This is a genomic window from Amycolatopsis sp. NBC_00348 (assembly GCF_036114655.1).
Classification (GTDB): Bacteria; Actinomycetota; Actinomycetes; order Mycobacteriales; family Pseudonocardiaceae; genus Amycolatopsis.
The window spans coordinates 10058427-10082842 of record NZ_CP107994.1; the positions used below are offsets into that span (position 1 = coordinate 10058427).

24 protein-coding genes are annotated in these 24416 nt (G+C 70.9%); 7 read left to right on the forward strand and 17 right to left on the reverse strand.

Features of this window, described 5'->3' with window-relative positions:
- Window positions 1–24: 24 nt before the first annotated feature.
- Together OHS58_RS45480 and ccrA are read right to left on the reverse strand one after the other, a co-directional pair.
- A complete protein-coding gene (locus OHS58_RS45480) occupies window positions 25–1221 on the reverse strand; it encodes a chromosome segregation protein (protein WP_442875577.1) in 1197 nt (398 codons plus the stop codon).
- Window positions 1222–1393: 172 nt separating this feature from the next.
- On the reverse strand, window positions 1394–2734 hold the full coding sequence (gene ccrA / locus OHS58_RS45485) for a crotonyl-CoA carboxylase/reductase (RefSeq protein WP_326955514.1): 1341 nt from the start codon (window positions 2732–2734) through the stop codon (window positions 1394–1396).
- A 197-nt stretch (window positions 2735–2931) separates the two neighbouring features.
- On the opposite strand from ccrA, the gene OHS58_RS45490 reads away from it, so the two are divergent.
- Both OHS58_RS45490 and OHS58_RS45495 read left to right on the forward strand, forming a co-directional pair.
- Window positions 2932–3300: an SPW repeat domain-containing protein gene (locus OHS58_RS45490; RefSeq protein WP_328646394.1), complete on the forward strand. Its 369-nt coding sequence runs from the start codon at window positions 2932–2934 to the stop codon at window positions 3298–3300.
- 219 nt (window positions 3301–3519) lie between these two features.
- On the forward strand, window positions 3520–4176 hold the full coding sequence (locus OHS58_RS45495) for a TetR/AcrR family transcriptional regulator (protein ID WP_328646395.1): 657 nt from the start codon (window positions 3520–3522) through the stop codon (window positions 4174–4176).
- A 353-nt stretch (window positions 4177–4529) separates the two neighbouring features.
- On the opposite strand, the gene mce is transcribed toward OHS58_RS45495, so the two are convergent.
- A complete protein-coding gene (mce, locus tag OHS58_RS45500; RefSeq protein ID WP_328646396.1) occupies window positions 4530–4985 on the reverse strand; it encodes a methylmalonyl-CoA epimerase in 456 nt (151 codons plus the stop codon).
- A 137-nt stretch (window positions 4986–5122) separates the two neighbouring features.
- Here mce and OHS58_RS45505 point away from each other — a divergent pair, with 137 nt between their 5' ends.
- Window positions 5123–6310: an acetyl-CoA C-acetyltransferase gene (locus OHS58_RS45505; RefSeq protein ID WP_328646397.1), complete on the forward strand. Its 1188-nt coding sequence runs from the start codon at window positions 5123–5125 to the stop codon at window positions 6308–6310.
- The gene (meaB, locus tag OHS58_RS45510; protein WP_328646398.1) at window positions 6311–7276 is read left to right on the forward strand and encodes a methylmalonyl Co-A mutase-associated GTPase MeaB; all 966 of its coding nucleotides are present in this window, start codon (window positions 6311–6313) and stop codon (window positions 7274–7276) included. It abuts the gene before it with no gap.
- Between the two features lie 56 nt (window positions 7277–7332).
- On the opposite strand, the gene OHS58_RS45515 is transcribed toward meaB, so the two are convergent.
- Entirely contained in the window at window positions 7333–7884 is a 552-nt protein-coding gene (locus OHS58_RS45515) for a DUF6939 family protein (RefSeq protein WP_328646399.1), read from the reverse strand.
- A gap of 196 nt (window positions 7885–8080) precedes the next feature.
- On the opposite strand from OHS58_RS45515, the gene OHS58_RS45520 reads away from it, so the two are divergent.
- Window positions 8081–8809, forward strand: coding sequence for a peptidylprolyl isomerase (locus OHS58_RS45520; protein WP_326955508.1), 729 nt, complete (start codon window positions 8081–8083; stop codon window positions 8807–8809).
- A gap of 958 nt (window positions 8810–9767) precedes the next feature.
- Here the strand turns inward: OHS58_RS45520 and pdxR are convergent.
- Window positions 9768–11138 (reverse strand): MocR-like pyridoxine biosynthesis transcription factor PdxR, encoded by a 1371-nt coding sequence (gene pdxR / locus OHS58_RS45525; protein ID WP_328646400.1) that lies wholly within the window; start codon window positions 11136–11138, stop codon window positions 9768–9770.
- Window positions 11139–11183: 45 nt separating this feature from the next.
- Here pdxR and OHS58_RS45530 point away from each other — a divergent pair, with 45 nt between their 5' ends.
- Together OHS58_RS45530 and OHS58_RS45535 are read left to right on the forward strand one after the other, a co-directional pair.
- Window positions 11184–11645, forward strand: a complete 462-nt coding sequence (locus tag OHS58_RS45530) for a carboxymuconolactone decarboxylase family protein (protein ID WP_326946791.1) — start codon at window positions 11184–11186, stop codon at window positions 11643–11645.
- The gene (locus tag OHS58_RS45535) at window positions 11642–12382 is read left to right on the forward strand and encodes an isocitrate lyase/PEP mutase family protein (RefSeq protein ID WP_328646401.1); all 741 of its coding nucleotides are present in this window, start codon (window positions 11642–11644) and stop codon (window positions 12380–12382) included. The genes OHS58_RS45530 and OHS58_RS45535 overlap by 4 nt, the downstream gene beginning before the upstream one ends.
- A 74-nt stretch (window positions 12383–12456) precedes the next feature.
- On the opposite strand, the gene OHS58_RS45540 is transcribed toward OHS58_RS45535, so the two are convergent.
- From OHS58_RS45540 to OHS58_RS45595, 12 genes are all read right to left on the reverse strand, one after another.
- On the reverse strand, window positions 12457–14088 hold the full coding sequence (locus OHS58_RS45540; protein WP_328649966.1) for a solute symporter family protein: 1632 nt from the start codon (window positions 14086–14088) through the stop codon (window positions 12457–12459).
- Entirely contained in the window at window positions 14088–14450 is a 363-nt protein-coding gene (locus OHS58_RS45545) for a DUF485 domain-containing protein (protein ID WP_326946793.1), read from the reverse strand. The genes OHS58_RS45540 and OHS58_RS45545 overlap by 1 nt, the downstream gene beginning before the upstream one ends.
- Window positions 14451–14520: 70 nt before the next feature.
- Complete coding sequence (locus OHS58_RS45550; RefSeq protein WP_326955505.1) at window positions 14521–16245, reverse strand: sodium/solute symporter; 1725 nt, start codon at window positions 16243–16245, stop codon at window positions 14521–14523.
- The gene (locus tag OHS58_RS45555; RefSeq protein ID WP_247061711.1) at window positions 16245–16592 is read right to left on the reverse strand and encodes a hypothetical protein; all 348 of its coding nucleotides are present in this window, start codon (window positions 16590–16592) and stop codon (window positions 16245–16247) included. The genes OHS58_RS45550 and OHS58_RS45555 overlap by 1 nt, the downstream gene beginning before the upstream one ends.
- The gene (locus tag OHS58_RS45560; protein ID WP_247061713.1) at window positions 16589–17344 is read right to left on the reverse strand and encodes a LytR/AlgR family response regulator transcription factor; all 756 of its coding nucleotides are present in this window, start codon (window positions 17342–17344) and stop codon (window positions 16589–16591) included. The genes OHS58_RS45555 and OHS58_RS45560 overlap by 4 nt, the downstream gene beginning before the upstream one ends.
- Window positions 17341–18396: a sensor histidine kinase gene (locus OHS58_RS45565; protein ID WP_328646402.1), complete on the reverse strand. Its 1056-nt coding sequence runs from the start codon at window positions 18394–18396 to the stop codon at window positions 17341–17343. The genes OHS58_RS45560 and OHS58_RS45565 overlap by 4 nt, the downstream gene beginning before the upstream one ends.
- Window positions 18397–18453: 57 nt before the next feature.
- Window positions 18454–19146 (reverse strand): hypothetical protein, encoded by a 693-nt coding sequence (locus OHS58_RS45570; RefSeq protein WP_326946797.1) that lies wholly within the window; start codon window positions 19144–19146, stop codon window positions 18454–18456.
- 195 nt (window positions 19147–19341) lie between these two features.
- Window positions 19342–20340, reverse strand: a complete 999-nt coding sequence (locus OHS58_RS45575; RefSeq protein ID WP_326946798.1) for an ABC transporter substrate-binding protein — start codon at window positions 20338–20340, stop codon at window positions 19342–19344.
- A gap of 50 nt (window positions 20341–20390) precedes the next feature.
- Window positions 20391–21434 (reverse strand): ABC transporter permease, encoded by a 1044-nt coding sequence (locus OHS58_RS45580; protein WP_328646403.1) that lies wholly within the window; start codon window positions 21432–21434, stop codon window positions 20391–20393.
- Window positions 21431–22195 carry an ATP-binding cassette domain-containing protein gene (locus tag OHS58_RS45585; protein WP_326946799.1) on the reverse strand — a complete coding sequence of 255 codons (765 nt, stop codon included), beginning with the start codon at window positions 22193–22195 and terminating at the stop codon, window positions 21431–21433. Before OHS58_RS45585 ends, OHS58_RS45580 begins: the two co-directional genes overlap by 4 nt.
- Complete coding sequence (locus tag OHS58_RS45590) at window positions 22192–23229, reverse strand: class I mannose-6-phosphate isomerase (protein WP_328646404.1); 1038 nt, start codon at window positions 23227–23229, stop codon at window positions 22192–22194. The genes OHS58_RS45585 and OHS58_RS45590 overlap by 4 nt, the downstream gene beginning before the upstream one ends.
- Window positions 23226–24209: a LacI family DNA-binding transcriptional regulator gene (locus OHS58_RS45595; protein ID WP_247064021.1), complete on the reverse strand. Its 984-nt coding sequence runs from the start codon at window positions 24207–24209 to the stop codon at window positions 23226–23228. Before OHS58_RS45595 ends, OHS58_RS45590 begins: the two co-directional genes overlap by 4 nt.
- Between the last annotated feature and the right edge of the window lie 207 nt (window positions 24210–24416).

Sequence of the window (24416 nt, forward strand, 5' to 3'; positions counted from 1 at the left end):
TCCGAGCTCGTGTCGGGTCGAAGGTTACTCGCCAGTCGCTTTCTGCGCTCCGCTTGGCCGCGGACTGGGCTTCGGTGTGGGCTTGGGGGTGGGCTTCGCCGCCGGCTTCGGCTTCGGAACGTCCGAGGCCCGGATCCGGATGGTCTCCTCGACGTCGTTCACCGGCTTGGTTTTCCCGGTGTCGGATTCCGCCGCCGGCTGGTCCGGTTTCAGGTCCGCCGCCTTCAGATCGGCCGTGACCTCCGCGGGCACCTTGACGTCGTCGCCGAGGACGGTGTGCGCCTCGGCGAGCACCGCCCGCGCCGCGCGCACCTGCTCGGCCAGCCCGCCGCGGACCTTGCGCAGCGAGTCGACGCGTTCATTCGCCTGGGTGATCCGCCGGTTCGACTCGTCGGTCGCCGTCGAGACGCGGCGCCGGGCCTCGTCCGCAGCTTCGGCGAGGCGGGCGTTGGCCTCGTTGAGCGAGTCCTGACGGCGCTTGTTCGCGTCCGCGACCGACTCCCGCTGACGGCGGTCGATCTCGGCCTTCGCTGACTTCTCCTCGTCGAGGATCTTCGTGCGGATGTCGGCGGCGTCCTGCGTCGCCTCCTGGACGCGGCGCGCGGCCTCGGCCTTGCTCGCCGCTTCCTGCTCGGCCAGCACCCGCATCGCCTCGCTGCGGCGCGCGGCCATCGCGATCTCGAAGTCCTCTTCGACCTTCGTGCGGCGGTCCGACGACTCGGTGTCGAGCTTCGTGCGCTCGGCCTCGGCCTTGCCGGTGATCTCCGTGGCCTGCGCGCGGGCGTCCTCGAGCACCTTGCGGTGCTCCGCTTCCATCTCCTTGCGGCGCAGGTCGAGCTCGGTGAGCAGCTGCTCGTAGCGGGCGCGCATGGCGCTCGCGTCCGTCTCGGCCTTGGCCCGGATGTGGCCGGCCTCCGCTTCGGCGCGGGCCCGCGTGTCCGCGGACTCGTCCTGGGCCAGGCGCAGCATCCGCTGCAGCCGCTCCGAGAGGCCTTCGACGCTGGTGGGCGGCTGGGCCAGCCGGTCGACCTGCCCGCGCAGGTCCGCGATCTCGCCGCGCGCGATCTCCAGCTGCCGGGCCAGGTCGCCGGCCTGCGCGATGGCGGCGTCCCGATCCGCGGTGAGCATCTTCAGGTCGGCGTCCAGCCGTTCGAGGTGCTCGTCGACCTGTGCTCGGCTGTACCCGCGCTTCGCCACGTCGAAGCCGGCTCCCAGCGGCACAAGCTCCCGTTCATCGCCAAGGCTCATGCGCCTACCGTAGTCGCAGCCGGGTCACGGAAGGGTGAGCACCCGGGGCCTGCGCCGAAAGTACCGCCCGATGCGGCGAAAGGATCTTGCCGGATCGGGCCGGATCCAGGCGGATCCCGACGCCGCGATCCGGCCCCTTTCCCGCTCAGGCGCCGCGAAACGCGTTGATCCCTTCGAGGTGCTTCGCGCGCTTCTCCTCGTTGCGGACGCCGAGGCCCTCCTGCGGTGCGAGCGCGAGCACGCCGACCTTGCCCTGGTGCGCGTTGCGGTGCACGTCCAGCGCGGCCTGCCCGGTCTCCTCCAACGCATACGTCTTCGACAACGTCGGGTGGATCAGACCCTTCGCGATCAGCCGGTTCGCCTCCCACGACTCGCGGTAGTTCGCGAAATGGGAGCCGACGATCCGCTTCAAGTTCATCCAGAGGTACCGGTTGTCGTACTGGTGCATGTATCCCGAGGTCGACGCGCAGGTCACGATCGTCCCGCCCTTGCGCGCCGCGTAGACCGACGCACCGAACGTCTCCCGGCCCGGGTGCTCGAACACGATGTCCGGGTCCTCGCCGCCGGTCAGCTCCCGGATCTTCGCCCCGAAACGCTGCCACTCCTTCGGGTCCTGCTCGGTGTCGCTCTTCCAGAACTTGTAGGCCTCGGCACTGCGGTCGATGATCAGCTCCGCACCGAGCTTCCGGCAGATCGCCGCCTTCTCCGGGCTCGACACCACACACACCGGGATGGCGCCGCCGTTCAACGCGTACTGCGTCGCATACGACCCGAGCCCACCCGACGCGCCCCAGATCAGGACGACGTCACCCTGCTTCATGTCCGCGCCGTTGCGCGAGACCAGCTGCCGATAGGCCGTCGAGTTGACCAGCCCGGGCGAGGCGGCTTCCTCCCAGGTCAGGTGATCCGGCTTCGGCATCAGCTGGTTCGCCTTGACCAACGCGACCTCGGCGAGGCCACCGAAGTTCGTCTCGAAGCCCCAGATCCGCTGCTCGGTGTCGAGCATCGTGTCGTTGTGCCCGTCCGGGCTCTCCAGCTCGACGTTCAGGCAGTGCGCGACCACCTCGTCGCCCGGCTTCCAGGTGTGCACCCCGACCCCGGTGCGCAGCACAACACCGGACAGGTCCGACCCGACCACGTGATACGGCAGGTCATGCCGCTTCGCCAACGGCGAGAGCTTCCCGTACTTCTTCAGGAACTTGAACGTCGGGATCGGCTCGAAGATCGACGTCCACACGGTGTTGTAGTTGATCGCGCTCGCCATCACCGCGACCAGCGCCTCACCGGGGCCGAGTTCTGGGACGGGCACGTCATCGACGTGCAGCGACTTGCGCGGATCCTTGTCCCGGCTCTCGAGGCCGTCGAACATGTCGACCTCGTCCGCGTGGACGGTCACCCCTCGATAGCTCTCCGGCACGGGCAACGAGCCGACCGCGGCCGACTCGCCGTTCAGGATGGCCTGCTGGATCTCGCCGAGCTGCGTCATTGATTCCTCCGGGGTCAACGGCGTTGGCGGCAGAAATTACTCGCCGGTAACTCGCGTCCACAACTGTACGAGACGAGCAGCACGAATTCACCTCGAACTGTGACGGAGCATTCTTGACCGGCTGGCCAGTCAAAGCGCACGATCAAAGCAGGAAACACCCACCCGACCAGCAGGATCACCGACGGCGGTGAGCACGAATGAGTGAAGTCTCCACGCACGCATGGACCCGCCCCCACGACTGGGCCGAGGTCGTCATCGGGGCCGTAGCCGCTCTTTCACCCCTTTGGCTGAGCACGGACACGACCGCGATGTGGACGCTGGTCGTCCTGGGAGCGCTGATCGCCCTGGACGGCCTGGCCTCGCTAGCGGTGCCGGGCGCGGTCTACGGCGAAGGCATCCAGATAGCCCTCGGCGTGCTGTTCTTCATCGCACCGTGGGTGCTGGGCTACACGTCGTTCGACGGCGCGTCCAGGACGTCCTGGATCGCCGGAGTGCTGACGGTCATCGCCGGCGCGGCGGCGATGCCGGTAGCGACCGCGGCGCACCGCACAGCGGGCCAACACTGACCCGCCCACGGACAGTCGACGCCCAGCGGCCGTGGCCGGTGCTTGAGTGGCCGGTGCCTGAGGGGCCGACGCTGACCGACTGGCAGTTGAGCGGTCGCACTGAGTGGCCGACACTGAGCGGTCTGCGCCGGCCGTCCCGCACAGGGCGCCCGGCGCAGACCGCTCAACTTGCGGGGTCGGCCCCGAACGACCGGCACCGAACGACCAGGAGGCACCGGAATGACCGAGGATTCGGCGAAAGAGCGCATCCTCTGCGCCGCCGAGGCGCTCTTCGCCGAGTCCGGCTTCGACGCCACCCCGACCTCCCGCATCGCGGAGCGGGCCGGGGTGCCGAAGGGCCTGGTGCACTACTACTTCCGGCACAAGGCCGACCTGCTCACCGCGCTCGTCGAGCGGCTGCCCGACGAGCGCATCGAACCGGCCGCGGTCGTCGTCCCCGGCGACCTCGCGGGCAGCCTTCGCCGGCTCGTCCGTGAACTGGACCACCGCTTCAGCCGGTCACTCGGGCTCTCGCACCTGCTGTGGCGCGAGGCTGACACCCACCACGTCGTCCGCGACGCTCTCCACGCGCGCTTCCAGGTCCTGGTACGGCAGGTCCGTTCGGTGATCCTGGCGGCCACCGGCGGCCACTTGTCGAACGCCGACGTCGACCGCGCGTCGGGCTTGCTCGCCCGCGCGGTCAGCCACCGGCACGCGACGGCCCGTCACTCCGACGACGACCTTCCCGCCGAGTTCGACGGCGAGCTCACCTTCATCGCGGAGTCGCTCGCAGCCAAGGCCGCATCGCCTGGCGCCACGCCCGCCGAGGCTGCGCCCGCCGAGGCTGCGCCCGCCGAGCGGAGCCGGGACAGGCCCGACCTGAGCCGCCCGACCTGAGCCGCCGCCCGGAGTGGGCCCCGGCACACCAAGTCCGGCGCGAAACCGAGAGCACGACCCACTCCGGACGGAGTGGGTCGTCCGGAATGGGCGCGGAGTGGGCGGGCTTGGCGCGCGTGGGCCCTGCGAGCGGCGGCCGACCGGGCCTTGCGGCGCCGATAGAACCGTCGGCTTCGCGTGCTGCATCGGTCGGCTGCCGGGTGGCGCACGGTCGGCGATGTGAGTCAGGCTTCCCCGCCCCGCCCCGCCCCGCCCCGCCCCGCCCCGCCCCGCCCCGCCCCGCCCCGCCCCCGTTGTGTCTTGCGCGCGATCTCGCGCCGGACTGTTGTGCCGGGCGGGGTTCCGCGTCCGCGCTAGTGCGCGGAGTCGTCCTTGGCCGGCTCTACCAGCTCCACGAGGACACCGCCCGCGTCCTTCGGGTGGACGAAGTTCACCCGGCTGTTGGACGTGCCGCGCTTCGCCTCCGCGTACAGCAGGCGCAGGCCCTGATCGCGCAGGGCCGCCGCCGCTGCGTCCACATCGGACACGCGGTACGCCAGCTGCTGCAGCCCCGGCCCGCTCTTCGCCAGGAACTTGCCGATCGCCGAGTCGTCGCGCAGCGGGGCCAGCAGCTGGATCTGTGTCTCCGTGCCCGCTGTGCCGGGCGCGCGCAGCATCGCCTCACGCACTCCCTGCTCCTCGTTCACCTCCTCGTGCGCCACTTCGAGACCGAAGTGCGCGCGGTGGAACTCGATGGCCGCGTCCAGGTCCGGGACCGCGATGCCGACGTGGTCGATGGCCGTCACGAACGGCCGCAGGGCGTCATTCATGGAGGCAGGATAGGCGGCCGCGGCACGGCGTCGAGCCGGAATCGTCGCGTGCCCCGCCTCACACTGGCTCCATCAAGAAGCCCACCCCCCGGGTATGGTCGAGCGAACTGCCCATGCGCCGAAGCTTGGAGGACGCCGTGTCCGGTTCCGTGATCCTGGGTGCCGCCCGTACACCGATCGGGCGCCTGCTGGGGTCCCTCAAGGACCTCACGGGGGCGCAGCTGGGCGGGGTCGCGATCAAAGCGGCCCTCGAACGCGCCGGGGTCGCCCCGGACGCGGTGCAGTACACGATCATGGGCCAGGTGCTGACCGCCGGCGCCGGCCAGATCCCGGCCCGCCAGGCCGCGGTCGCCGCGGGCATCCCGATGAGCGTGCCCGCGCTGACGATCAACAAGGTCTGCCTCTCCGGCCTCGACGCCATCGCGCTCGCCGACCAGCTGATCCGCGCCGGCGAGTTCGACATCGTCGTCGCCGGTGGCCAGGAGTCGATGACCCAGGCGCCGCACCTGCTGCCCAAGTCCCGCTCCGGCTTCAAGTACGGCGACACCACCCTCGTCGACCACATGGCCCACGACGGTCTCTTCTGCGCCTTCGACCAGGTCGCCATGGGCGCCTCGACGGAGAAGTACAACTCCCGCTACGGCGTCACCCGCGAGCAGCAGGACGCGTTCTCGGCGCGCTCCCACCAGCGCGCCGCCGAAGCCATCAAGAACGGCTACTTCGCCGACGAGATCGCGCCGGTCTCCATCCCGCAGCGCAAGGGTGACCCGGTCGTCATCGACACCGACGAGGGTGTCCGCGCCGACACCACCGCCGAAGGCCTCGCGAAGCTGCGCCCCGCCTTCGCCGCCGACGGCACCATCACCGCGGGCTCCGCCTCGCAGATCTCCGACGGCGCCGCCGCGGTGGTCGTGGCCAGCAAGGCCAAGGCCGAGGAGCTGGGCCTTACGGCGATCGCCGAAATCGGTGCGCACGGGGTCGTCGCCGGTCCGGACGCGAGCCTGCACGAGCAGCCGTCGAACGCCATCCTCGCCGCGCTGGCGAAGGAGAAGCTCACCGCCGACGCGCTCGACCTGATCGAGATCAACGAGGCGTTCGCCGCCGTCGGCCTGGTGTCGACCGACAAGCTCGGCATCGACCCGGAGAAGGTCAACGTCAACGGTGGTGCCATCGCGCTCGGCCACCCGATCGGGGCGTCCGGGGCGCGGCTGGCCGTGCACCTGATCCACGAGCTGCGCCGCCGCGGTGGTGGCCTCGGTGCCGCCGCGCTGTGCGGTGGCGGTGGCCAGGGCGACGCCCTGCTGCTGCGGGTGCCGTCCGCGTAGGTGATCGCCGCACTCGACCTCGACGACCTGGTCGGCCGCGCGCGGGACGGGCAATCCCGTGCCGTCGCGCGGCTGCTTTCGCTCGTCGAGGACGCCCACCCGCGTGTCGCGGAGATCGCGCGAGCGCTGACGCCGCACACCGGGCGGGCCCGGATCGTCGGGCTCACCGGCCCGCCCGGCGTCGGCAAGTCGACTTCGACGTCGGCTTTGCTGACGGCGTTGCGCGCGGAGGGCAAGCGGGTCGGGGTGCTCGCGATCGATCCGTCTTCGCCGTTTTCCGGCGGAGCGCTGCTTGGCGACCGGATCCGGATGACCGAGCACGCCACCGATCCCGGCGTGTTCATCCGCTCGATGGCCACCCGCGGGCACCTCGGCGGGCTCTCGTGGGCCACCCCGCAGGCCGTGCGCGTGCTCGACGCCGCCGGTTTCGACGTGGTGCTGATCGAGACCGTCGGGGTCGGACAGTCTGAAGTGGACGTCGTGAAGCTCGCCGACACCACCGTGGTGCTGCTCGCGCCGGGCATGGGCGACGGGATCCAGGCGGCCAAGGCGGGGGTGCTGGAGATCGCTGACGTCTTCGTCGTCAACAAGGCCGACCGCGACGGCGCGGAAGCCACGGTGCACGACCTCAAGCAGATGATCTCGCTGGCGCGCCGGGAGATCCGCGGGCCGAGCTGGCGCCAGCCGATCGTCCGGACGGTCGCGGCCAAGGGTGAGGGCGTCGACGACGTCGTCCGCGCGCTGGCCGAGCACCACGACTGGCTGGTCGCCCACGACGAGCTGGGGCGCCGCCGGGTGGCGCGGGCCCGCGACGAGGTGGAGGCCATCGCGCTCCGGCAGTTGCGGGCCGAGCTGACCGACCTGCGTGGTGGCGGCCGGCTGGCGGGCGTGGCCGAGCGGGTTGTCGCCCGGGAGCTGGACCCGTTCGCCGCCGCGGACGCGCTGATCGCGGACCTGCGGAGCTAGTGCGGGTTCCGCGGCCGGACGGAACCGGCGCACGACGCGGCTGATGAGCCGGAGGATCAGAGCGCCCACGGCCACTCCCCGGTCAGGTGCGTTCTCAGCAATGCCGCGTGGGACAACGGTTTCGACAGGTTCTCGACCTCGCCGTTCGTCGTGTAGTCCAGCAGCACGATGTCCCGCTCCGCGCTCGCTTCGCGGAGTTCGCCGACCAGGTCGGCCAGCTTGTTCTCCAGGACCCAGCGGTAGGACGGCAGGTAGATCCGCCTCCGGGCCTGTTCGTACGCCAGCAGCTCCGAGCCTTCGACGCCGGTGCGGTGACCCACCACCTCGCCGTGTTTGCGGACCGTGTGCTTCAGACCCTTCATCGACGTCACGCCCAGCTTTCCGACGTCGATTCCGGTGCCGCGGAAGACTTTCAGCGCCTGCCAGATCCCTTCGACCGACGCGCTCTCGACGCCCGGTGAGTACGGCACCGGGATCCCGCCGTGCGGGTAGAACGGGCTGAACCGCACCCACGGCTCCGGTCCGCGCGACGTCACGTCCGCGATCAGCGCGCCGGGATGGCTTGCCGCCACGGTGGTTCTTCGCCGGTTGACCACGTGGACCGTCATGACTTCCCCCTTCGCCGGGCGGCGCTTTGCCGCGTGATCGAGATCGTGCTCCGGGGGTCCGACAATTTCCGGGGTCCGGCGCCGCGGTTCACCCGAGTAGATGACATGGGCGACTTTTGCCGGTTCTTCTTGTCGGTGCCGGGCCCTAGACTGCGGGACGCTCCGGAACCGGGCGATCACTGGGAGGGCGTGCAGGATGAAGAAAGCACTGGTCACCGCGCTGGCGGTCGGCGCGTTGTTCGCGGCCGGGAGCGGCGTCGCCGCCGCGGACGACACCGCGCCACCGCCGAAGACCACGCACGGCCCCTGCCAGTACACCGAGACGCCGGACGAGCCGGCTTCCCGGCCGGTGCCGCTGCCGCCCGACCCGCGGCACACCCCGGACCGCGGCAAGGTCGACGTCGCAGTTCCGACCAGCCAGGGCGCGCTTCCGCTGCGGCTCGACCGCGCGAAGGCGCCGTGCACGGTGCAGAGCTTCCTGCACCTGGCGCAGCACCGGTTCTACGACCGCACGGTGTGCCACCGGCTGACGTCGTACCCGACGCTGAAGGTCCTGCAGTGCGGCGACCCGACCGCGACCGGAGAGGGCGGGCCGGGTTACAAGTACAAGGACGAGCTGCCGGTGGACCTGCCGCCGGCACCGACCGACCCGACCGGTGCGCGCCGGGTTTACGCGCGGGGGTTGCTGGCGATGGCCAACGCGGGCCCGGCGACGAACGGTTCGCAGTTCTTCGTCGTGTACGGCGATTCCGCGCTGCGGCCGGACTACACGGTGTTCGGCACGGTCGGCGCCGCGGGCCTGCGGACGCTGGACAAGGTCGCCGCCGGCGGTATTCAGCCGACCGCGGACGACCCGGCGCCGGTCGACGGGACGCCGGTGCTGAAGACGGAACTGCTGCGCGTGCGGCCCGACTGCTGGTTCTGACGGGTACCGCGGGCCACCTCGACGGGGTAGCCCGCGGGCTCGGTGCGAGCTTGCGTGATTTGAGGCGGGTCCGGCGCGATTGGTCTGGTGTGGTCGGGCTCGGAACTCTCTTGTGATTCGGTCGATCTGGCGCGGTTGAGCCCGGAACTCTTCTGGTTGGGCCGGCCTGATGTGGTTGGACCCGGAACTCGCGTGATTGAGGCCGGAACTCGCGCAGTTAAGGCCAGAACTCGCGCGGCTTAAGCGGATGGCGTGGTCGGGCCCGCACTGGCGTGATTGGGGCCGGGATTCGCGTGGTTGAGGCCGGAAACTCGCGAGGCTGAGGCGGACCTAGTGTGGGCGGGGCCCGCGCCGGTGTGAGTGGGGCCGGAATTCATGTGGTTGGGGCCAGAAACTTGGGCGGCTGAGGCGGTTTGGCGTGGTCGGGTCCGCAACCGGCGCGATTGGGGTCGGGCTTCGGCTGGCGGGGCCAGAAACTCGGGTGGCTGAGTGGGGTTGGCGTGATTGGGCCCGGAACTCGTGTGATTGGGCTCGTGACTGGCGTGGTTGGGGCCGGGACTCGTGATGCTGAGGCCGGGACCGGGGTGGCCGGGCCGGAGTCGGGGGTGGCTGCAGCCGGGACTCGTGTTTTGAGGCCGGGGACGGAGTTGCCGGGCCGGAGCCGGGGATGGCTGGGCCGGGGCTCGTGCGATTGGGGCCGGAACTCGTGTGATCAGAGGCGGGACTCGCGTGATTGGCGGCGAGACTCGCGTGATCGGCGAGGCATCTCGTGTGATTGAACGGGCATCACGCGTGATTGGAGAGGCATCACGCGTGATTGGAGGGTCGACTCGCGTGTTTGGGAGTCGGGTCGCGTGCCTGGAGGGTCGGGTCGCGTGCCCAGAGGGTCGGCTCGCGTGCCTGGAGGGGTTGGTCCGCGGCTGGGAGGTGGGGCGCGGGGCGTGGCTGGTGGGTGGGGTTAGGTGTTGATTTCCCATAGGGCTTCTGTCAGCGTCTGGACTGCTCCTTTGAAGGCGTGTTTGGGGGGTGCTGCGTAGCCGACTATCAGGCCCCCTGGGCGGTTTGGGGTCATCCAGTAGGTGCCTAGGCCCTCTATGCCGATTGCTCGGCGGCGGCAGGCTGCCATTGCTTCTGTCTCTGTGGGGCCGTCTGGGGGGAGCATCAGCAGGAGGTGCAGGCCCGCTGCTATGCCGTGGGGGCGTACTGAGTCCGGTAGGGCCGCAAGGAGGTGCGTGCGGCGGGCTCGGTATTCCGCTCGGCTGCGGCGGATGTGCTGGTCGTAGGCGCCCGAGTCGATCAGCTCCGCCAGGGCCAGCTGGTTCAGGATGGCTGGGCGGGAGCCGCTGTCCGATAGGGCCGCGCGGACTGGCTCTACCAGGGAACGTGGTAGTACCAGCCAGGCCAGGCGGAGTGCGGGGGCCAGGGTTTTGCTTGCTGTGCCTGCGTAGATGACCCGTTCCGGTGCCAGGGCCTGCAGGGCGCCGACCTGCTGGTGGTCGAAGCGGAACTCGCCGTCGTAGTCGTCTTCCAGGATCAGGGCGCCCGAGCGGGTCAGCTGGGTGCGGCGGTGGGGGGCCAAGGTCACGCCGGTGGGGTACTGGTGTGCCGCCGTGACGACCACCGCGGGACTGTCCACTGCGGACACGTCGATGCCGTGTTCGTCGACGTCGATGCCGACGATTCGCTGGCCTTGCGCCGCCGCGATGTCCCGGTACATGCGCAGGGACGGGTTTTCGAACGCCATCTCGGCGATGCCGAGATCCGCGAGGGCCCGGGCCAGGACGGCGATCGCGTGGGAATAGCCGTGGCACACCACGATTCGCGCCGGGTCCGCGACCACACCGCGGCTGCGGGCCAGGTACGCGGCGAGCGTGTCGCGCAGCTCCGGGGCGCCCAGTTCCGACTCGTAGCCGAACGCCGCCGCCGGGGTGCGCAGCAGGGCTCGGCGGGTCGCGGTGATCCAGGCCTGGCGGGGGAACGCCGTCAGGTCCGGGCGGCCCGGCCGCAGGTCCCAGCGCGGGGCCGGGTCGCGGGGTGCCGGCCGGGGCGCGGACTGGGGGAGCGCGCCCGCCGTCGCGACGCGGGTCGGGGCGCCCTGGGCCGTGTGCAGGTAGCCCTCGGCGGCGAGGTCGGCGTAGACACGGGTGACCGTGCCGCGGGCGATGCCCAGGTCCTGGGCCAAGGCCCGGGTCGACGGCACAGTTGCGCCTGGCTGCCAGCGGCCCTCGCGGATGGCCGCGCGGATCGCCGTGGCCAGGCCGGTGCGCCCGGTTTCCGGCTGCCAGTCGAGGTGGACGTCGAGGCCGGAACTGGTCCACGAATCTGCCATGTGACTGGACCATACTCGTGGGCCAGTTCGGGCTAGCGTGAAACCATGACGAAGCGAATCGGACTCGGGCACGCGCCCGGGATCTACAAGGCACTGGCGAACGTGCAGGCCGAGGTGGACAAGGCCGCCGCCGACGCGGGGGTCGAGCAGAAGCTGATGGACCTGGTGAAGATGCGCGCCTCGCAGCTCAACGGCTGCGCGTTCTGCCTCGACATGCACAGCCGCGACGCGCTCGAGACGGGTGAGTCGCCGCGGCGGCTGTTCGTGCTCGACGGCTGGCGCGAGACGACCCTGTTCACCGAGCAGGAGCAGGCCGCCCTCGCCCTCACCGAGGCGATGACCAAGCTGGCCGCGACCCAGAGCGTCCCCGACGACGTCTACGACGAGGCCGTGCGGGTGTTCACCGAGGACCAGTACCGCGCCGTCGCGTGGCAGGTCATCGCGATCAACAGCTGGAACCGGGTGGCCGTCACCAGCCACACGCCGCTGCCGAAGCGTGACGCGTGAGCGCCGCCGCGCTCAAGGCCCTGCACGTCCCGGGCACGCCGCTGGTCCTGCCGAACGCGTGGGACGCCGACACCGCGAAGGCCGTCGAGGCCGCCGGGTTCCCCGTGATCGCGACCAGTTCGGTCGCCGTCGCGGCCGCTCTCGGGTTCCCGGACGGGGAGCAGGCGCCGGTCGACGAGATGTTCGCGGCCGCCGCGCGGATCGTGAAGGCCGTCGGCGTGCCCGTCACGGTGGACGCCGAGTCCGGCTACGGTCTGTCCGGCACCGAACTGGCCGGCCGGCTCCTGGACATCGGCGCCGTCGGCCTCAACTTCGAGGACACCGACAGCGCCACCGGGCAGGTCCGGCCGGTGGCCGTGCAGGCCGACCGGATCGCCGCCCTGCGCGAAGCGGCCGGTGACGCCCTGGTGATCAACGCCCGCGTCGACGCCTTCCGCGGCGCGAGCGACCCCCGTGACGTGCTGGCCGGCAACGTCGCCCGGGCGAAGGCCTACTTCGCGGCCGGCGCCGACTGCGTCTACCCCATCCACCTGCAGACGCCGGACGTGCTCGCGGAGTTCGTGCAGGGCGTCGGCGGCGCGGTCAACGCGCCCGCGTGGCCGGGCAGCCCGGGCATCGCCGGCCTGGCCGAGCTGGGCGTGGCGCGGATCTCGCTGGGCGGCGGCCTGTGGGGCCGCACCCGGAAGTTCCTGGCCGACACGCTGGCCGAGGTCGCCGAGGGCACCCTGCCGTACTGACCGGGGAATGGCCGAAGGCCGCCGCGAGGGGATCGGGAACACCCTCGCGGCGGCCTTCGGTGTCGGGCGGGCCGTCAGTGGGAGACGGCCTTTTCGGCGCCCGCGCCGGTGAGGGAGCGGACCTCCATCTCGGCGTACTTCTTCGCGTTGTGCTCCTTCGACAGGACCGTGCCGAGCCAGCCGAGGAAGAACGCGATCGGGATCGAGACGAGACCCGGGTTGTCGAGCGGGAACCAGTGGAAGTCGACGCCTTGGATCATCGACGCGCTCTTGCCCGTCTTGGCGTCGATCGGCTTCCCGGAGACGGCGGGGGAGAACACGATCAGGATGATCGTGATGGCCAGACCGCCGTAGATCGACCACAGCGCGCCCTGGGTGTTGAACTTCTTCCAGAACAGCGAGTAGAGGATCGTCGGCAGGTTCGCCGACGCCGCCACCGCGAACGCCAGCGCGACCAGGAACGCCACGTTCTGCCCGTTGGCCAGGATGCCGCCGAGGATCGCGACCGCGCCGATCACCAGCGCGGTGATCCGCGCGACCTTCACCTCCGAACCCGGCGTGGCCTTGCCCTTCTTGATGACGCTGGCGTAGACGTCGTGGGCGAAGGACGCCGACGCCGTGATCGTCAGGCCCGCCACCACGGCGAGGATCGTGGCGAACGCGACCGCCGCGATCAGGCCCAGCAGGACCGGCCCGCCCAGTTCGAGCGCGAGCAGCGGTGCGGCCGAGTTCGCGCCGCCCGGGGCGGCCTTGATCTTGTCCGGGCCGACCAGTGCACCCGCGCCGTAGCCCAGCACCAGCGTGAACAGGTAGAACACGCCGATCAGCACGATCGCCCAGACCACCGAGCGACGCGCGTCGCGGGCGGTCGGCACGGTGTAGAAGCGCATCAGCACGTGCGGCAGGCCCGCGGTGCCCAGCACCAGCGCGATGCCGAGGGAGAAGAAGTCCAGTTTGGACGTTCCGGTGGCGCCGTACTGCTTGCCCGGGCCGAGCAGCGCTTCACCCGTCTTGCCCGCCTTGTCGACCGCGCCCTGCAGCAGCGACGAGAAGTTGAAGCCGTACTTCCCGAGCACCCACAGCGTCATCACCAGCGCGCCGACGATCAGCAGCGCGGCCTTGATGATCTGGACCCAGGTGGTGCCCTTCATGCCGCCGATGAGCACGTAGGCGATCATGATCACGCCGACGATGACGATGACCAGCGACTGGCCGGTCTTGCCCTCGATGCCCAGCAGCAGCGCGACCAGGCCGCCCGCGCCGGCCATCTGGGCCAGCAGGTAGAAGAACGACACGACCATCGTCGACGTCGCGGCCGCCGCCCGGACCGGCCGCTGCTTCATCCGGAACGCCAGGACGTCGCCCATCGTGAACTTGCCGGTGTTGCGCAGCAGTTCCGCCACCAGCAGCAGCGCGACCAGCCAGGCCACGAGGAAACCGATGGAGTAGAGGAAGCCGTCGTAGCCGTAGATGGCGATCGCGCCCGCGATGCCGAGGAACGACGCCGCGGACAGGTAGTCACCCGAGATCGCGATGCCGTTCTGCGGGCCGGTGAACGCGCGGCCGGCGGCGTAGTAGTCCGACGCCGTCTTGCTGTTGCGGCTGGCCCGGAACACGATCACCAGCGTGATGATCACGAACACACCGAAGATGCTGATGTTGAGGAGCGGGTTGCTGCCTTCGACTCCCGCGGCGATGGTGGTGATCACGCCTGCTCCCCCTTCGTGCTGTCGGCTTCGATGTCCTCGCGGATCTTCTCCGCGATCGGGTCGAGACGGCGGTTCGCGTAGCGGACGTAGAGCCCGGTGATCACGAACGTCGAGACGAACTGCAGGAGACCGAAGATCAGGCCGATGTTGACGTTGCCGAAGACCTTCGTGCTCATGAAGCCGTGCGCGTAGTCGGCGAGCAGGACGTAGAGCAGGTACCAGAGCAGGAACAACGCCGCCATCGGGAAGACGAACCGGCGCAGGCGGCTGCGCAGCTCCCGGAACTCGGTGCTTTCGTGCGCGCGTTCCCAGATGGCGTCGGCCGTTTCCGGGGGTCCGCCGGGTTCCGTCGTGCTCATGCTGCTCCCTTGCGGCATTGCGAAATGTGGTCCGCGTCACCGTAGGGAGGAGTAAGGCCCGCGTGAAGAATCAGCGGCTCAACAACCTCGCGAGACGACGAACGGTTGACGAACGGTCGCGCGGCCTGGCCGAACGGGGTTCGTCCAGGTGCAGGCGGAGCATCGCCGACGTCGCCCAGAGCGGGGGCCGGCCGCGCAGGGAGACCAACGCCATTACGCCGAACGCCAGCGGTACCGACCAGGGTGCCGGTTGCTGCACCAGGATCGCCACCCAGCCGTGCAGCTGCGGGCCGGCGAGGGCGAACAGGATCGAGCCGGACGACGCGAGCAGCCCGGTCAGCACGCCGGCGATGCCGCCCGCCGCGGTCAGCCGCGGCCACCAGATGCCGAGCACGAGCAGCGGGCAGAACGTCGACGCGGCGACGGTGAAGCCCCACGTGACGAGCACCCCGGCGTCCAGCTCGGCCGAGCGCAGGGCCAGCAGCACCATCACGCCGGCGACGCCGAACACGGCGAACCGCAGCCGGCGCAGCCCACCCGGCACGAGGTCGTGGGCGAGCGCCCCGGACATCACCAGCAGCAGCCCGAGCGACGTCGCCAGGAACGCGGCGAACGCGCCCGCGGTCAGCAACGCCGTGAAGAACCCGCCGGCCCAGCCACTGTCCACTTGGTACGGCAGGGCGACGACGACGGTGTCGGTCGCGCCGGAGAGGTACAGGCCGGGGACCAGGACGCGGCCGAGGACGCCGTAGATGCCGGGGAAGAGGTAGAAGATCCCCAGCAGGGCCACGGTGATCGCGGCGGTGCGGCGCGCGGCGCGGCCGTCCGGGCTGGTGTGGAAGCGCATGAGCACGTGCGGCAGGCCCATCGTGCCGAGCATGGTCGCGATGAGCACGGACCACGTGCCCAGCAGCGGGTAGCCCTGGTCGCCGAGGTCGAGCAGCGGGCGCCGCCAGTCCGGGCCGCCCAGCGGCGCGCCGCCGCGGACCGCGGGCACCGCCGTGCCTTCGCCGAACACGACGACGTCCTGGCTGTGCGCGGTGAACTCCCCTGGCGGCAAGGTTTCCGCGACGCCGTTGCGCTCGACGGCGGTCGGTTCGCGGATCACCATGGTGACGTCGACCTCGAACTTCACCGGCGTCTCGCGGGTGAAGTGGGTGAACTCGACGGGGTTCAGCGCGTCGGCCCGGTTCACCGCGCCCGCCTGCAGCACCAGCCAGATCGCCGGGATCAAGAACAGCAACAGCTTGAGCACGAATTGGAACGCCTGGACGTACGTCGCCGCGCGCATCCCGCCCAGTGCGAGCGTGACGCTGACCGCGGCGCCGGCCAGCACGACGCCGACCCAGTACGGCGTCCCGCCCACCGCCGTCAGCACGAGCCCCGCGGTGCGGAACTGCGGGACGACGTAGATCGTGCCGATCACCAGCACCACGACTGCGGCGAGGCGGCGCAGGGCGGGCGAGTTGAGCCGGGCTTCGGCGAAGTCGGGCACGGTCAGCGCGCCCGAGCGCCGCATCGGCGCGGCGACCAGCACGAGCATCGCGATGTAGCCGGCGGTGAAGCCGACCGGGTACCAGAGCGCGCCGATGCCGTCCTTGACGACGAGCCCGGCGACGCCGAGGAACGACGCCGCCGACAGGTACTCACCCGACACCGCGGCCGAGTTGACCAGCGGCGAGATCCGCCGGGACGCCACCAGGAAGTCCGACGTCGTGCGCATCGCGGCGACCCCGCGGACGCCGATCAGCAGCGTCATGAGCACGACCGGTGCGACGGCGAGCGCGACGCCCACTACTCGTCCTCGATGCGCTCGGCGCGGCGCAGCTGCCAGCGCGCCAGCAGCGCCATCGACGGGTACGGCAGGACCGCGATCATCAGCCAGGACAGCGGGATCCCCAGCAGCCGCACGGAGTCGAGGCCGGGGAAGATCGCGAACACGCCCGGCAGGCCCAGCAGCAACGCGAACATCAGCACCAGCGCGGGGAGGCCGTGCCGGCGTTGCGCGCGGTACAGCGCGGTGGCGCGCTGGGTCTCCGCCGGTGGCAGCCGCGGGACCCGCCAGCGGCCGCGTGAGCGACGTCGTGCGTGGGCGAGGCGCGTCTGCGGGCTGGTCACGGCCACCCGCCGGATCCTGCTCATCGCGCGCCCGGTCCGAGCCGGCCGCGCTGGGCGGCTTCGAGCAGCCTGTCCCGCAGGTCGCGGGCGTGGCGCCGGCTGACCGGGACGTCGCCCGCCTCGGTGTGCGCGAGCAGCCCGCCCGCGCTGTCGCTGCGCAGCTCCAGCACCGCGCCGACGGCGAGCAGGAACCCGCGGTGCACCCGGCTGAACCCGGTGCCCTCCCAGTACTCCTCGAGCCGCGAGATCGGCATCCGCACCAGGTGCACGCCGCCGCGCGTGTGCAGCCGGACGTAGTCGCCGTGCGCCTCGACGAACAGGACGTCGTCGCGGCGGACGTAGCGGGTGCGGCCGCCGGACTCGACCGGCAGCGCGGCCATCGCGTCCGGCGTCGAGCGCGAAGACGGCGTCGCCATCCGGCCGACCTTCGCCAGCGCGGCGGCCAGGCGTTCGGCCCGGACCGGCTTGAGCAGGTAGTCGACCGCGCCGATGCCGTACGCGGTGACGGCGTGGCCGTCGTGCGCCGTGACGAACACGATCACCGGCGGCTCGCTCAGCTTCGCCAGCAGCGACGCCAGTTCGAGCCCGTCGAGCCCGGGCATCGAGATGTCGAGGAACACCGCGTCGAACCGGTCGGCCTGAAGCAGCTTCAACGCCTTCAGCGCGTCACTCGCGCCGACGACTTCGCCGACTTCGGGCGCTTCGCGCAGCATCCGGCAGAGTTCGTCCAACGCGGGTGGCAGGTCGTCGACGGCGAGCACGCGCAGGCCCGTCACGGCAGCACCCCCGGCTGGAACAGCGGCACCCGGACGATCACCCGGGTGCCCGCCCCGACCTCGGTTTCCACGGTGAGGCCGTACCAGGCGCCGTAGACGTCCCGCAGCCGTCTGTCCACATTGGCCAGTCCGAGACCGGCCGGGTCGTCCTCGCCGACGCGCCCGGCGAGCAGGTCCGCGGCCCGCTTCGGATCCATGCCGACCCCGTCGTCCTCGACGAAGATCACGCAGTCGTTCCCTTCCGCCTGGCCGTGCACCTGGACCAGCCCGGCCTCGGGACGCGGCTCGATGCCGTGCCGGATCGCGTTCTCCACCAACGGTTCCAGCACGAGGTACGGGACGGCGACGGCGAGGATCTCCGGCGCCACCCGCACCTGGACGCGCAGCCGTTCGCCCAGCACCGCGCGCTGCAGCGCCAGGTACGTCTCGATCGCGCGGAACTCCTCGGCGACGACGGTGTACTCGCCGTGCCGGGCCAGGCTGTAGCGCGTGTAGTCGGCGAAGTCGAGCATCAGATCGCGCGCGCGGTCGGGATCCGAGCGCACCAGCGACGCGATGACGGTGAGCGCGTTGTAGACGAAGTGCGGCGACATCTCGGCCCGCAGCGCACGCAGCTCGGCCTGCGCGGCCTGTTCCGCGGACGCTTCGAGCCGGCCGCGTTCCAGCGCCCGGATGACGAGGTCCGCGGCCTGGCCGGCGACGGCGTCCCGGACGTCGCCGACGACCAGCAGCGCCCCGGCCAGCTCGTCGTGGGCGTGCAGCGGCAGCACGAGGACGTCGTCGGCGGAGCCCGGTTCCTCGCTGTGCAGGACGCCGTCCAGCACCGTCGCGACGACGTCGTCCGGTCCGGGACGGCCCGACCAGAGCAGCACGCCGGACAGGTCGGTGAGGCCGACGCCGGGGAAGCCGAACAGCCGCCGCAGGCCGTGCGCGGCGCGGCGGGCGCGGGTGCCGGAGAGGCCGTCGCGCAGGTCGTCGGTGATCCGGCGGGCCGCGGCGAGCACCGGCAGCGGATCGGCACGGGACGCCGCCCGCAGGTGCAGCGCGGTCATCGGGCTCCCCTCGGCGACGGTGTCCAGGGCAGTAGATCCTACGGTGCCGTCCGTCGGCTAGAGGCTCTCGTCCTGGTCGGCGAGCACCTTGGCGTGCCGCCGGAAGCGGCGCCACGTGCTGTATTCGCCGCTCGCGGGGGCCGGTACCTCGGCCAGGCGGCTCGGGAAGGGCCGGTCCGGCAGTGAGATCCAGCCCGTCGTGCGCGTCTCCTTCACCGCCACCCGCACCGGGCGGAACGTCGTCGGGTCGAGGTCGTCGCTGTGCCGGACGACCTCCTCGTAGAACCAGGCCGACGTGATCAGCGCGAGCACGCCCCGCGACGTCCTGAGGGCCTTCTTCAGCGGAGGCGCCTCCAGGAGCCGGAACGAGTGGTTGATCGCCGGCGCCGTGACGCCGTTGTCGTCGTAAGCGACCTCGCCCGCGTGCAGCGCCATCCGGAGCCGGATCCGCGCCTCGGCGTGGTGCGTGCGGTTGTGGCGGTGCAGCGCCACGGCGAGCGCGTTGGGCAGGTACTCGACGAACGGCCCCTTGGGGATCTCCGGTGGGGCCAGGACGAAGACGCCGTCGCCGCAGTCCTCGGTCCGGCAGCCCGCCCACGGGACACCGGCGTCGTCGAAGGCCCGGCGCAGCGCCCGGTAGAGGCCCTCGCGCAGCGCCAGGCGGTGCGGCGTGGTCCGGCGCGGGTCGCCGTACCCCTCCACGTCCACCGCGAAGATCGTCCGGTGCACAGCCGGCCGTTCGTAGTTCATCGCACCCCTCCCGGCGACACATGCATGTGCTGATGCATGTGCAGCCAGTGTGACGGAAGTCGGCCGTCCGGGGGAATGGGTCATGCGGTGAACGGTTCCCCCACCACGGTGACCGGCAGGGAGGGAAAGCCCAGCTCAGAGGCCCTGTGAGTGGTGCGCACACCTCTCACGGGGCCTCTGACGGACCGGAAGGGATCAGCAGCTCTGCTTGTAGAAGTACTGAGAGTTGGCGTCCATGTCGTCCTTGGTGATCGAGTGCAGCTGCGCGGTCAGGTTCCGCGTCACCGGCTTGCCCTCGAGCGCCGCGACGGCCTGGTCGACCCCCTGGGTGCCGATCGACGCCGGGTCCTGGGCGATCAGGGCCTGGTACTGGCCGCTCTTGAGGCCCTCGACCTCGGACGGGCTGGCGTCGAAGCCGATCAGGTTGACCGCGCCGACCTTGCCGGAGTTGCGGAGGCCGGTCGCCGCGCCTTCACCGGTGTTGAGGTTGGTCGCGAAGACGCCGATCAGGTCCGGGTTGGCGGCCAGCGCGGCCGTCACCTTGGACGCGGCCTGGTCGGGCTCGTTCTGGGTGAACTGGACGCCGATGGACTTCAGGGCCGGCGTGTTCTTCAGCTCCTCTTCGAAGCCCTTGACGCGAGCGGCCGTCGTCGACGTGCCGGCGATCGTGTCGAGCACCAGCACCGAACCGCTCTTGCCGGCGGCCAGCTTGACCATGGTCTGCGCGGCGAGCTTGCCGCCCGCGGCGTTGTCCGACGAGACGGACGACTCGGCGACACTCGTGTCCTTGAGCGAGGTGTCGACCTCGACGATCTTCGTGCCGCGTGCCTTGACCTGCTGGATCGGCGCGAGCATCGCCGTGTCGTCGGTCGGCGCGATCAGCAGCGCGGCCGGCGGGTTCGCGCCGAGCGCGTTGACGAGCTGGGTCTGCAGGGGCGCGTCGAACTTCTGGGGCGCCTGCGTGGTCAGCTCGTAGCCGAGCTTCTTGGCCTCGGCCTGCGCGCCGCACTGCAGCGAGATGTAGAACGGCTCGGCCTGCACGCCCGGGATCAGCGCCAGCTTCTTGGCGTTGGCCGAGTTGGCCTGGCTGCTGCCCCCGCCGGTGTCGCCCACCGTGCCGGAACCGCACGCGGTGAGCAGCGCGGCGGCGGACGCCAGCGCCCCGGCCGCGACGAGCGTCTTGGTCAAGTTCATCGGAAGCACCTCTTTGTACTCGGGGGAACTCGGGAGTCTCGGGAGCGGGGTCAGCGGGAGTTGCGCTGGCGGCGGCGCCGCTGGTCGAACCAGACGGCCGCGATCAGCACCGCGCCGACCGCGATCATCTGCCAGAAGTCCGGGACGCCGGTGATGTTGAAGCCCTTCTTCAGGACCGCGGGGATGAACACGCCGATCACGGTGCCGAGCACCGAGCCGACGCCGCCGAAGAGGCTCGTCCCGCCCATCACCGTCGCCGCGATGGCGTTGAGGTTGTCGCTGGTGTGCCCGGTGATGGTGGTCGAGTTGTAGTAGGCCAGCGACAGGAACCCGGCGAGCCCGGCCAGCACGCCGGTCAGCGTGTAGACCTTCATCAGGTGCGCGGTGACGCCGATGCCGGCGCGGCGCGCGCCTTCGGCGTTGGAGCCGATGGCGAAGGTGTAGCGGCCGAACTTCGTGGTGTGCAGCAGCCACGCGCCGATCAGCGTGATCACCACGGCGATCAGCACCAGGTTCGGCACGACGCCGAACGACGTGCCGTAGCCGAGCTGCTTGTTGAGCACCACCGGGACCGTGCGCACGTCGCTGCCGTTGTTGATGAGCAGGGACGCGCCGAGCGCCGCGCCCATCGTGCCGAGGGTGACGATCAGCGGCGGGATGCCCGCGACCGCGATGAGGAAGCCGTTGACCAGGCCCCACGCCGTCCCGGCGAGGATGGCGACGACCAGCCCGACGACGATCACGCCCCAGCCCGCGCCGCCGGCGTCACCGCCGGACATGGCTTCCATCGTCTTGCCGCCGACCATGCCCGCGAAGATGAGCACCGAGCCCACCGACAGGTCGATGCCGGAGGTGATGATCACGAACGTCATGCCGACCGAGAGCACCAGCAGCACGGCTGTCTCGATGAGCAGCAGCTGGAAGTTGTACACCGTCGGGAACGCGTCCGGCGCGAGCACGCTGAACACGATGATCAGCGCCACCAGCACCAGCGCGATCCAGAAGGTGTTGGCACCGACGAGGCGTTTCCCCAAGGGGCGCTTGCCGAAGCCTTCCTCCACAGTGGACTGGATTTCCGGGGCCGGGGCGCTCACGCCGCCTCCTCCTGCACGAGGGCGCCGGTCATCGCGGCGACGAGGTCTTCCAGCTTGGTGTCGGACCCGGTGAACCGGGCCACCCGCTTGCCGAGCCGGAGCACCTCGACGCGGTCGGCGACCGACAGCACCTCGGGCATGTTGTGGCTGATCAGCACGACGGCGATGCCCTTGTCGCGCACCTTCTTGATGACGTCGAGCACGCGCTCGCGCTGCACGACACCCAGCGCGGCTGTCGGCTCGTCCATGAACACGACCTTCGACGCCCAGACGACCGACCGCGCCACCGCGACGCTCTGGCGCTGCCCGCCGGACAGCGAGCCGATCGGGACGTCGGTGCTCTGCAGCGTCACGCCGAGCCGCTGGAACTCCTCGATCGCCCGGCGGCGCATCTCGGCCTTGTCCAGCATGCCCAGCTTGCCGAGGATCCCCTTGCGGTGGATTTCCCGGCCCAGGAACAGGTTCGCGGCCGGATCCAGCTCGGGAGCGACGGCCAGGTCCTGGTAGACGGTCTCGATGCCGAGGCGCCGGGCCGTCGTCGGGGAGTCGAAGTGCGCCTCCGCGCCGTCCAGGAGGATCTTCCCCGACGTCGGCTGCTCCGCGCCGGAGAGGCACTTGACCAGGGTGGACTTGCCGGCGCCGTTGTCGCCGATCAACGCCGTCACCTCACCCGCGCGGGCCTGGAACGACGCCCCGCGCAGCGCCTCGACCGACCCGTAGTGCTTGGTCAGGTCGACCGCGTCCAGCAGGATTTCGCTCATCCGGTCCGCCCTTCGAGGGCCGGCGGGCGGCAGCGGATCACCGTCGCGGTGCCGGCCAGCTCGGTCTGGCCCGCGTCGAACGGGACCACGTAGGTGTCGCCCTTCGCCAGCGCGTGCTCGCCGCCGTGCTCGGTGCGCAGGGTGCCCGCGCCGTCGAGGACGACCAGCACCGCGAACGACGGGTCGAGTGACAACGTTGTCAATTTGGTCGTGCGAAGCTGCTCGGCTTGGAAGAACCGCTCCGATCCGGCGGCCAGCAGATCCACCGTGGCCGCGGTGTCGCCCGCGGTCCGCTTGATGATGGTCTCGAGGCGCTCGGCGTCCCAGCCGGACGTGTCCAGCGCCTGGATCGCGGTGTCGAAGCCGAGGCCGAGGTGGCCCTTCTCCGGCGAAGCGAGGAAGTCACGCCACTCGATGGTCAGCGAGAAGTCCGTCGGCTGCTGCAGCTCGACGACGAACACGCCCTCGCCGATCGCGTGCGGCAGGCCGGAGGGGATGTAGACGGTGTCGCCCGCGGTCACCGGGACGCTGTTCAGCGCCCCCAGCATCGACGGCACGTCCTGCTCCCGCGTCCACTCGGACACGGTGTCCTTGGTGAGCGTCTCCTTGAAGCCGGGGTAGACGCGCGGGTCGTCGCCGTAGGTGCCGACCACGATCCACGCCTCGGTCTTGCCGAAGTGCGAGTCGAAGTGCTGCTTCGCGAACGCGTCGGAAGGGTGGAAGTGCACCGGCAGCCGCTGGCCCGCGTCGAGCAGCTTGACCAGCAGCCCGGTCGACGTCCCGAGCGCCTCGACATGCTTGGCGCCGAGCCACGCCGGGGCGTCGGCCTCGACGGCGTCGCGCAGCCAGGCGCCGTTCGGGAGCCGGGTCAGGCCGTTGGTCTCCTGGCCGAACATGGTGCTGACCGAGGCGACCCAGTCCTCCGGGCCGAACTTCTTGTCGGGCGAGGCGCCGCGCAACGCCGCGATGGCGTCGCCCCCGCGGTAGAACTGCGGCGGCTGGTTGGCCGGAAGCCGGATCGGTTCGAGGGTCACGGGGCGACCTCACCGGAACCACGGGCGACGAGATGCACGGGCAGGACGACCTTTCTCGGCGGGGACTGATCTCCTTGGACACGGGCGAAGAGCAGCTCGGCCGCGGCGTGGCCCAGTGCGCTGACGTCGTGCGCGATCACGGTGACGGGCGGGTCGAGCAGATCCGCCAGCTCGAAGTCGTCGAAGCCGACCATCGCCGGGCGGTACTCGGCGTGGGCCAGGGCCCGCAGCAGGTGGACGGCGACCCGGTTGTTGCCCGCGATCACCGCGGTGGCGGCGTCGGGCCCGTGCAGCAGCCGCTTGACGGCGTCGCCGACGCCCTCCTGGGTCGGCGTGCGCATGGAGACCAGCGACTCGTCGTAGGAGATGCCGTTGCGCACGCAGCCCTCGCGGAACCCGCGCAGGCGCTCGGCCGCGGTGAAGATGTCAGGGCTGTCGCCGAGGAACGCGATCCGCCGGTGGCCGTGTTTCGCCAGGTGCGTGACGGCTTCGATGGTGCCGCCGAGGTTGTCGACGAGCACGGTGTCGGCGACGATGTCGCCCGCCGGGCGGTCGATGAACACCACGGGCGTGCCCGCGCGCATCTCCGGCACCAGGTAGCCGTGCTGCAGGCCGGCCGGGACGACGAGGATGCCGTCCACCCGCCGCGCGCAGAACTCCAGCACGAGCTCGCGCTCGCGGTCGGAGTTCTCCTCGGACGAGCCGGTGAGCACCTGCCGGCCGAACGACGTCGCGATGCGTTCCACCGCGCGGTTCAGCTCGGAGTAGAAGGGGTTGCCGACGTCCTCGACGATCAGCCCGATGGTCCCGGTGGTCGACCCGCGGCGCAGGTTGCGCGCGCCGAGGTTGCGCCGGAAACCCAGCTGCTCGATGGCCGCCATGACCCGCTCGGCGGTGTCCGGGTGCACCGCCGGTTCGTCGTTGACCACGCGCGAGACGGTCTTGATGGACACGCCCGCCAGCCTGGCCACATCGCTCATCGTGGCCCGGCGGCTCGCGGTGCGCGTGCTGCCGTCCCGGTCCCGGCCGGGTGGAGACAACGTTGTCATAGTGCACGGGATTGAACGCCAAGGTCCCGGTGCTTGTCAACGCCTTGGGCGCGGATTGTGCCGATTCGACTACGGAAGTTGTAGGTCAGACGGCTGATCAGCTTGTCCGGAAGTGGACAGGTGTTGACAGCACCCTTG

What these genes read in the sequence shown, in the direction of transcription:
- ccrA (WP_326955514.1), bottom strand. Translation starts at nt 2,734, where the DNA reads ATGACGCAGCTCGGCGAGATCCAGCAGGCCATCCTGAACGGCGAGTCG.
- OHS58_RS45490 (WP_328646394.1), top strand. Translation starts at nt 2,932, where the DNA reads ATGAGTGAAGTCTCCACGCACGCATGGACCCGCCCCCACGACTGGGCC.
- OHS58_RS45495 (WP_328646395.1), top strand. Translation starts at nt 3,520, where the DNA reads ATGACCGAGGATTCGGCGAAAGAGCGCATCCTCTGCGCCGCCGAGGCG.
- mce (WP_328646396.1), bottom strand. Translation starts at nt 4,985, where the DNA reads ATGAATGACGCCCTGCGGCCGTTCGTGACGGCCATCGACCACGTCGGC.
- OHS58_RS45515 (WP_328646399.1), bottom strand. Translation starts at nt 7,884, where the DNA reads ATGACGGTCCACGTGGTCAACCGGCGAAGAACCACCGTGGCGGCAAGC.
- OHS58_RS45520 (WP_326955508.1), top strand. Translation starts at nt 8,081, where the DNA reads ATGAAGAAAGCACTGGTCACCGCGCTGGCGGTCGGCGCGTTGTTCGCG.
- pdxR (WP_328646400.1), bottom strand. Translation starts at nt 11,138, where the DNA reads ATGGCAGATTCGTGGACCAGTTCCGGCCTCGACGTCCACCTCGACTGG.
- OHS58_RS45530 (WP_326946791.1), top strand. Translation starts at nt 11,184, where the DNA reads ATGACGAAGCGAATCGGACTCGGGCACGCGCCCGGGATCTACAAGGCA.
- OHS58_RS45545 (WP_326946793.1), bottom strand. Translation starts at nt 14,450, where the DNA reads ATGAGCACGACGGAACCCGGCGGACCCCCGGAAACGGCCGACGCCATC.
- OHS58_RS45555 (WP_247061711.1), bottom strand. Translation starts at nt 16,592, where the DNA reads ATGAGCAGGATCCGGCGGGTGGCCGTGACCAGCCCGCAGACGCGCCTC.
- OHS58_RS45565 (WP_328646402.1), bottom strand. Translation starts at nt 18,396, where the DNA reads ATGACCGCGCTGCACCTGCGGGCGGCGTCCCGTGCCGATCCGCTGCCG.
- OHS58_RS45570 (WP_326946797.1), bottom strand. Translation starts at nt 19,146, where the DNA reads ATGAACTACGAACGGCCGGCTGTGCACCGGACGATCTTCGCGGTGGAC.
- OHS58_RS45575 (WP_326946798.1), bottom strand. Translation starts at nt 20,340, where the DNA reads ATGAACTTGACCAAGACGCTCGTCGCGGCCGGGGCGCTGGCGTCCGCC.
- OHS58_RS45585 (WP_326946799.1), bottom strand. Translation starts at nt 22,195, where the DNA reads ATGAGCGAAATCCTGCTGGACGCGGTCGACCTGACCAAGCACTACGGG.
- OHS58_RS45595 (WP_247064021.1), bottom strand. Translation starts at nt 24,209, where the DNA reads ATGAGCGATGTGGCCAGGCTGGCGGGCGTGTCCATCAAGACCGTCTCG.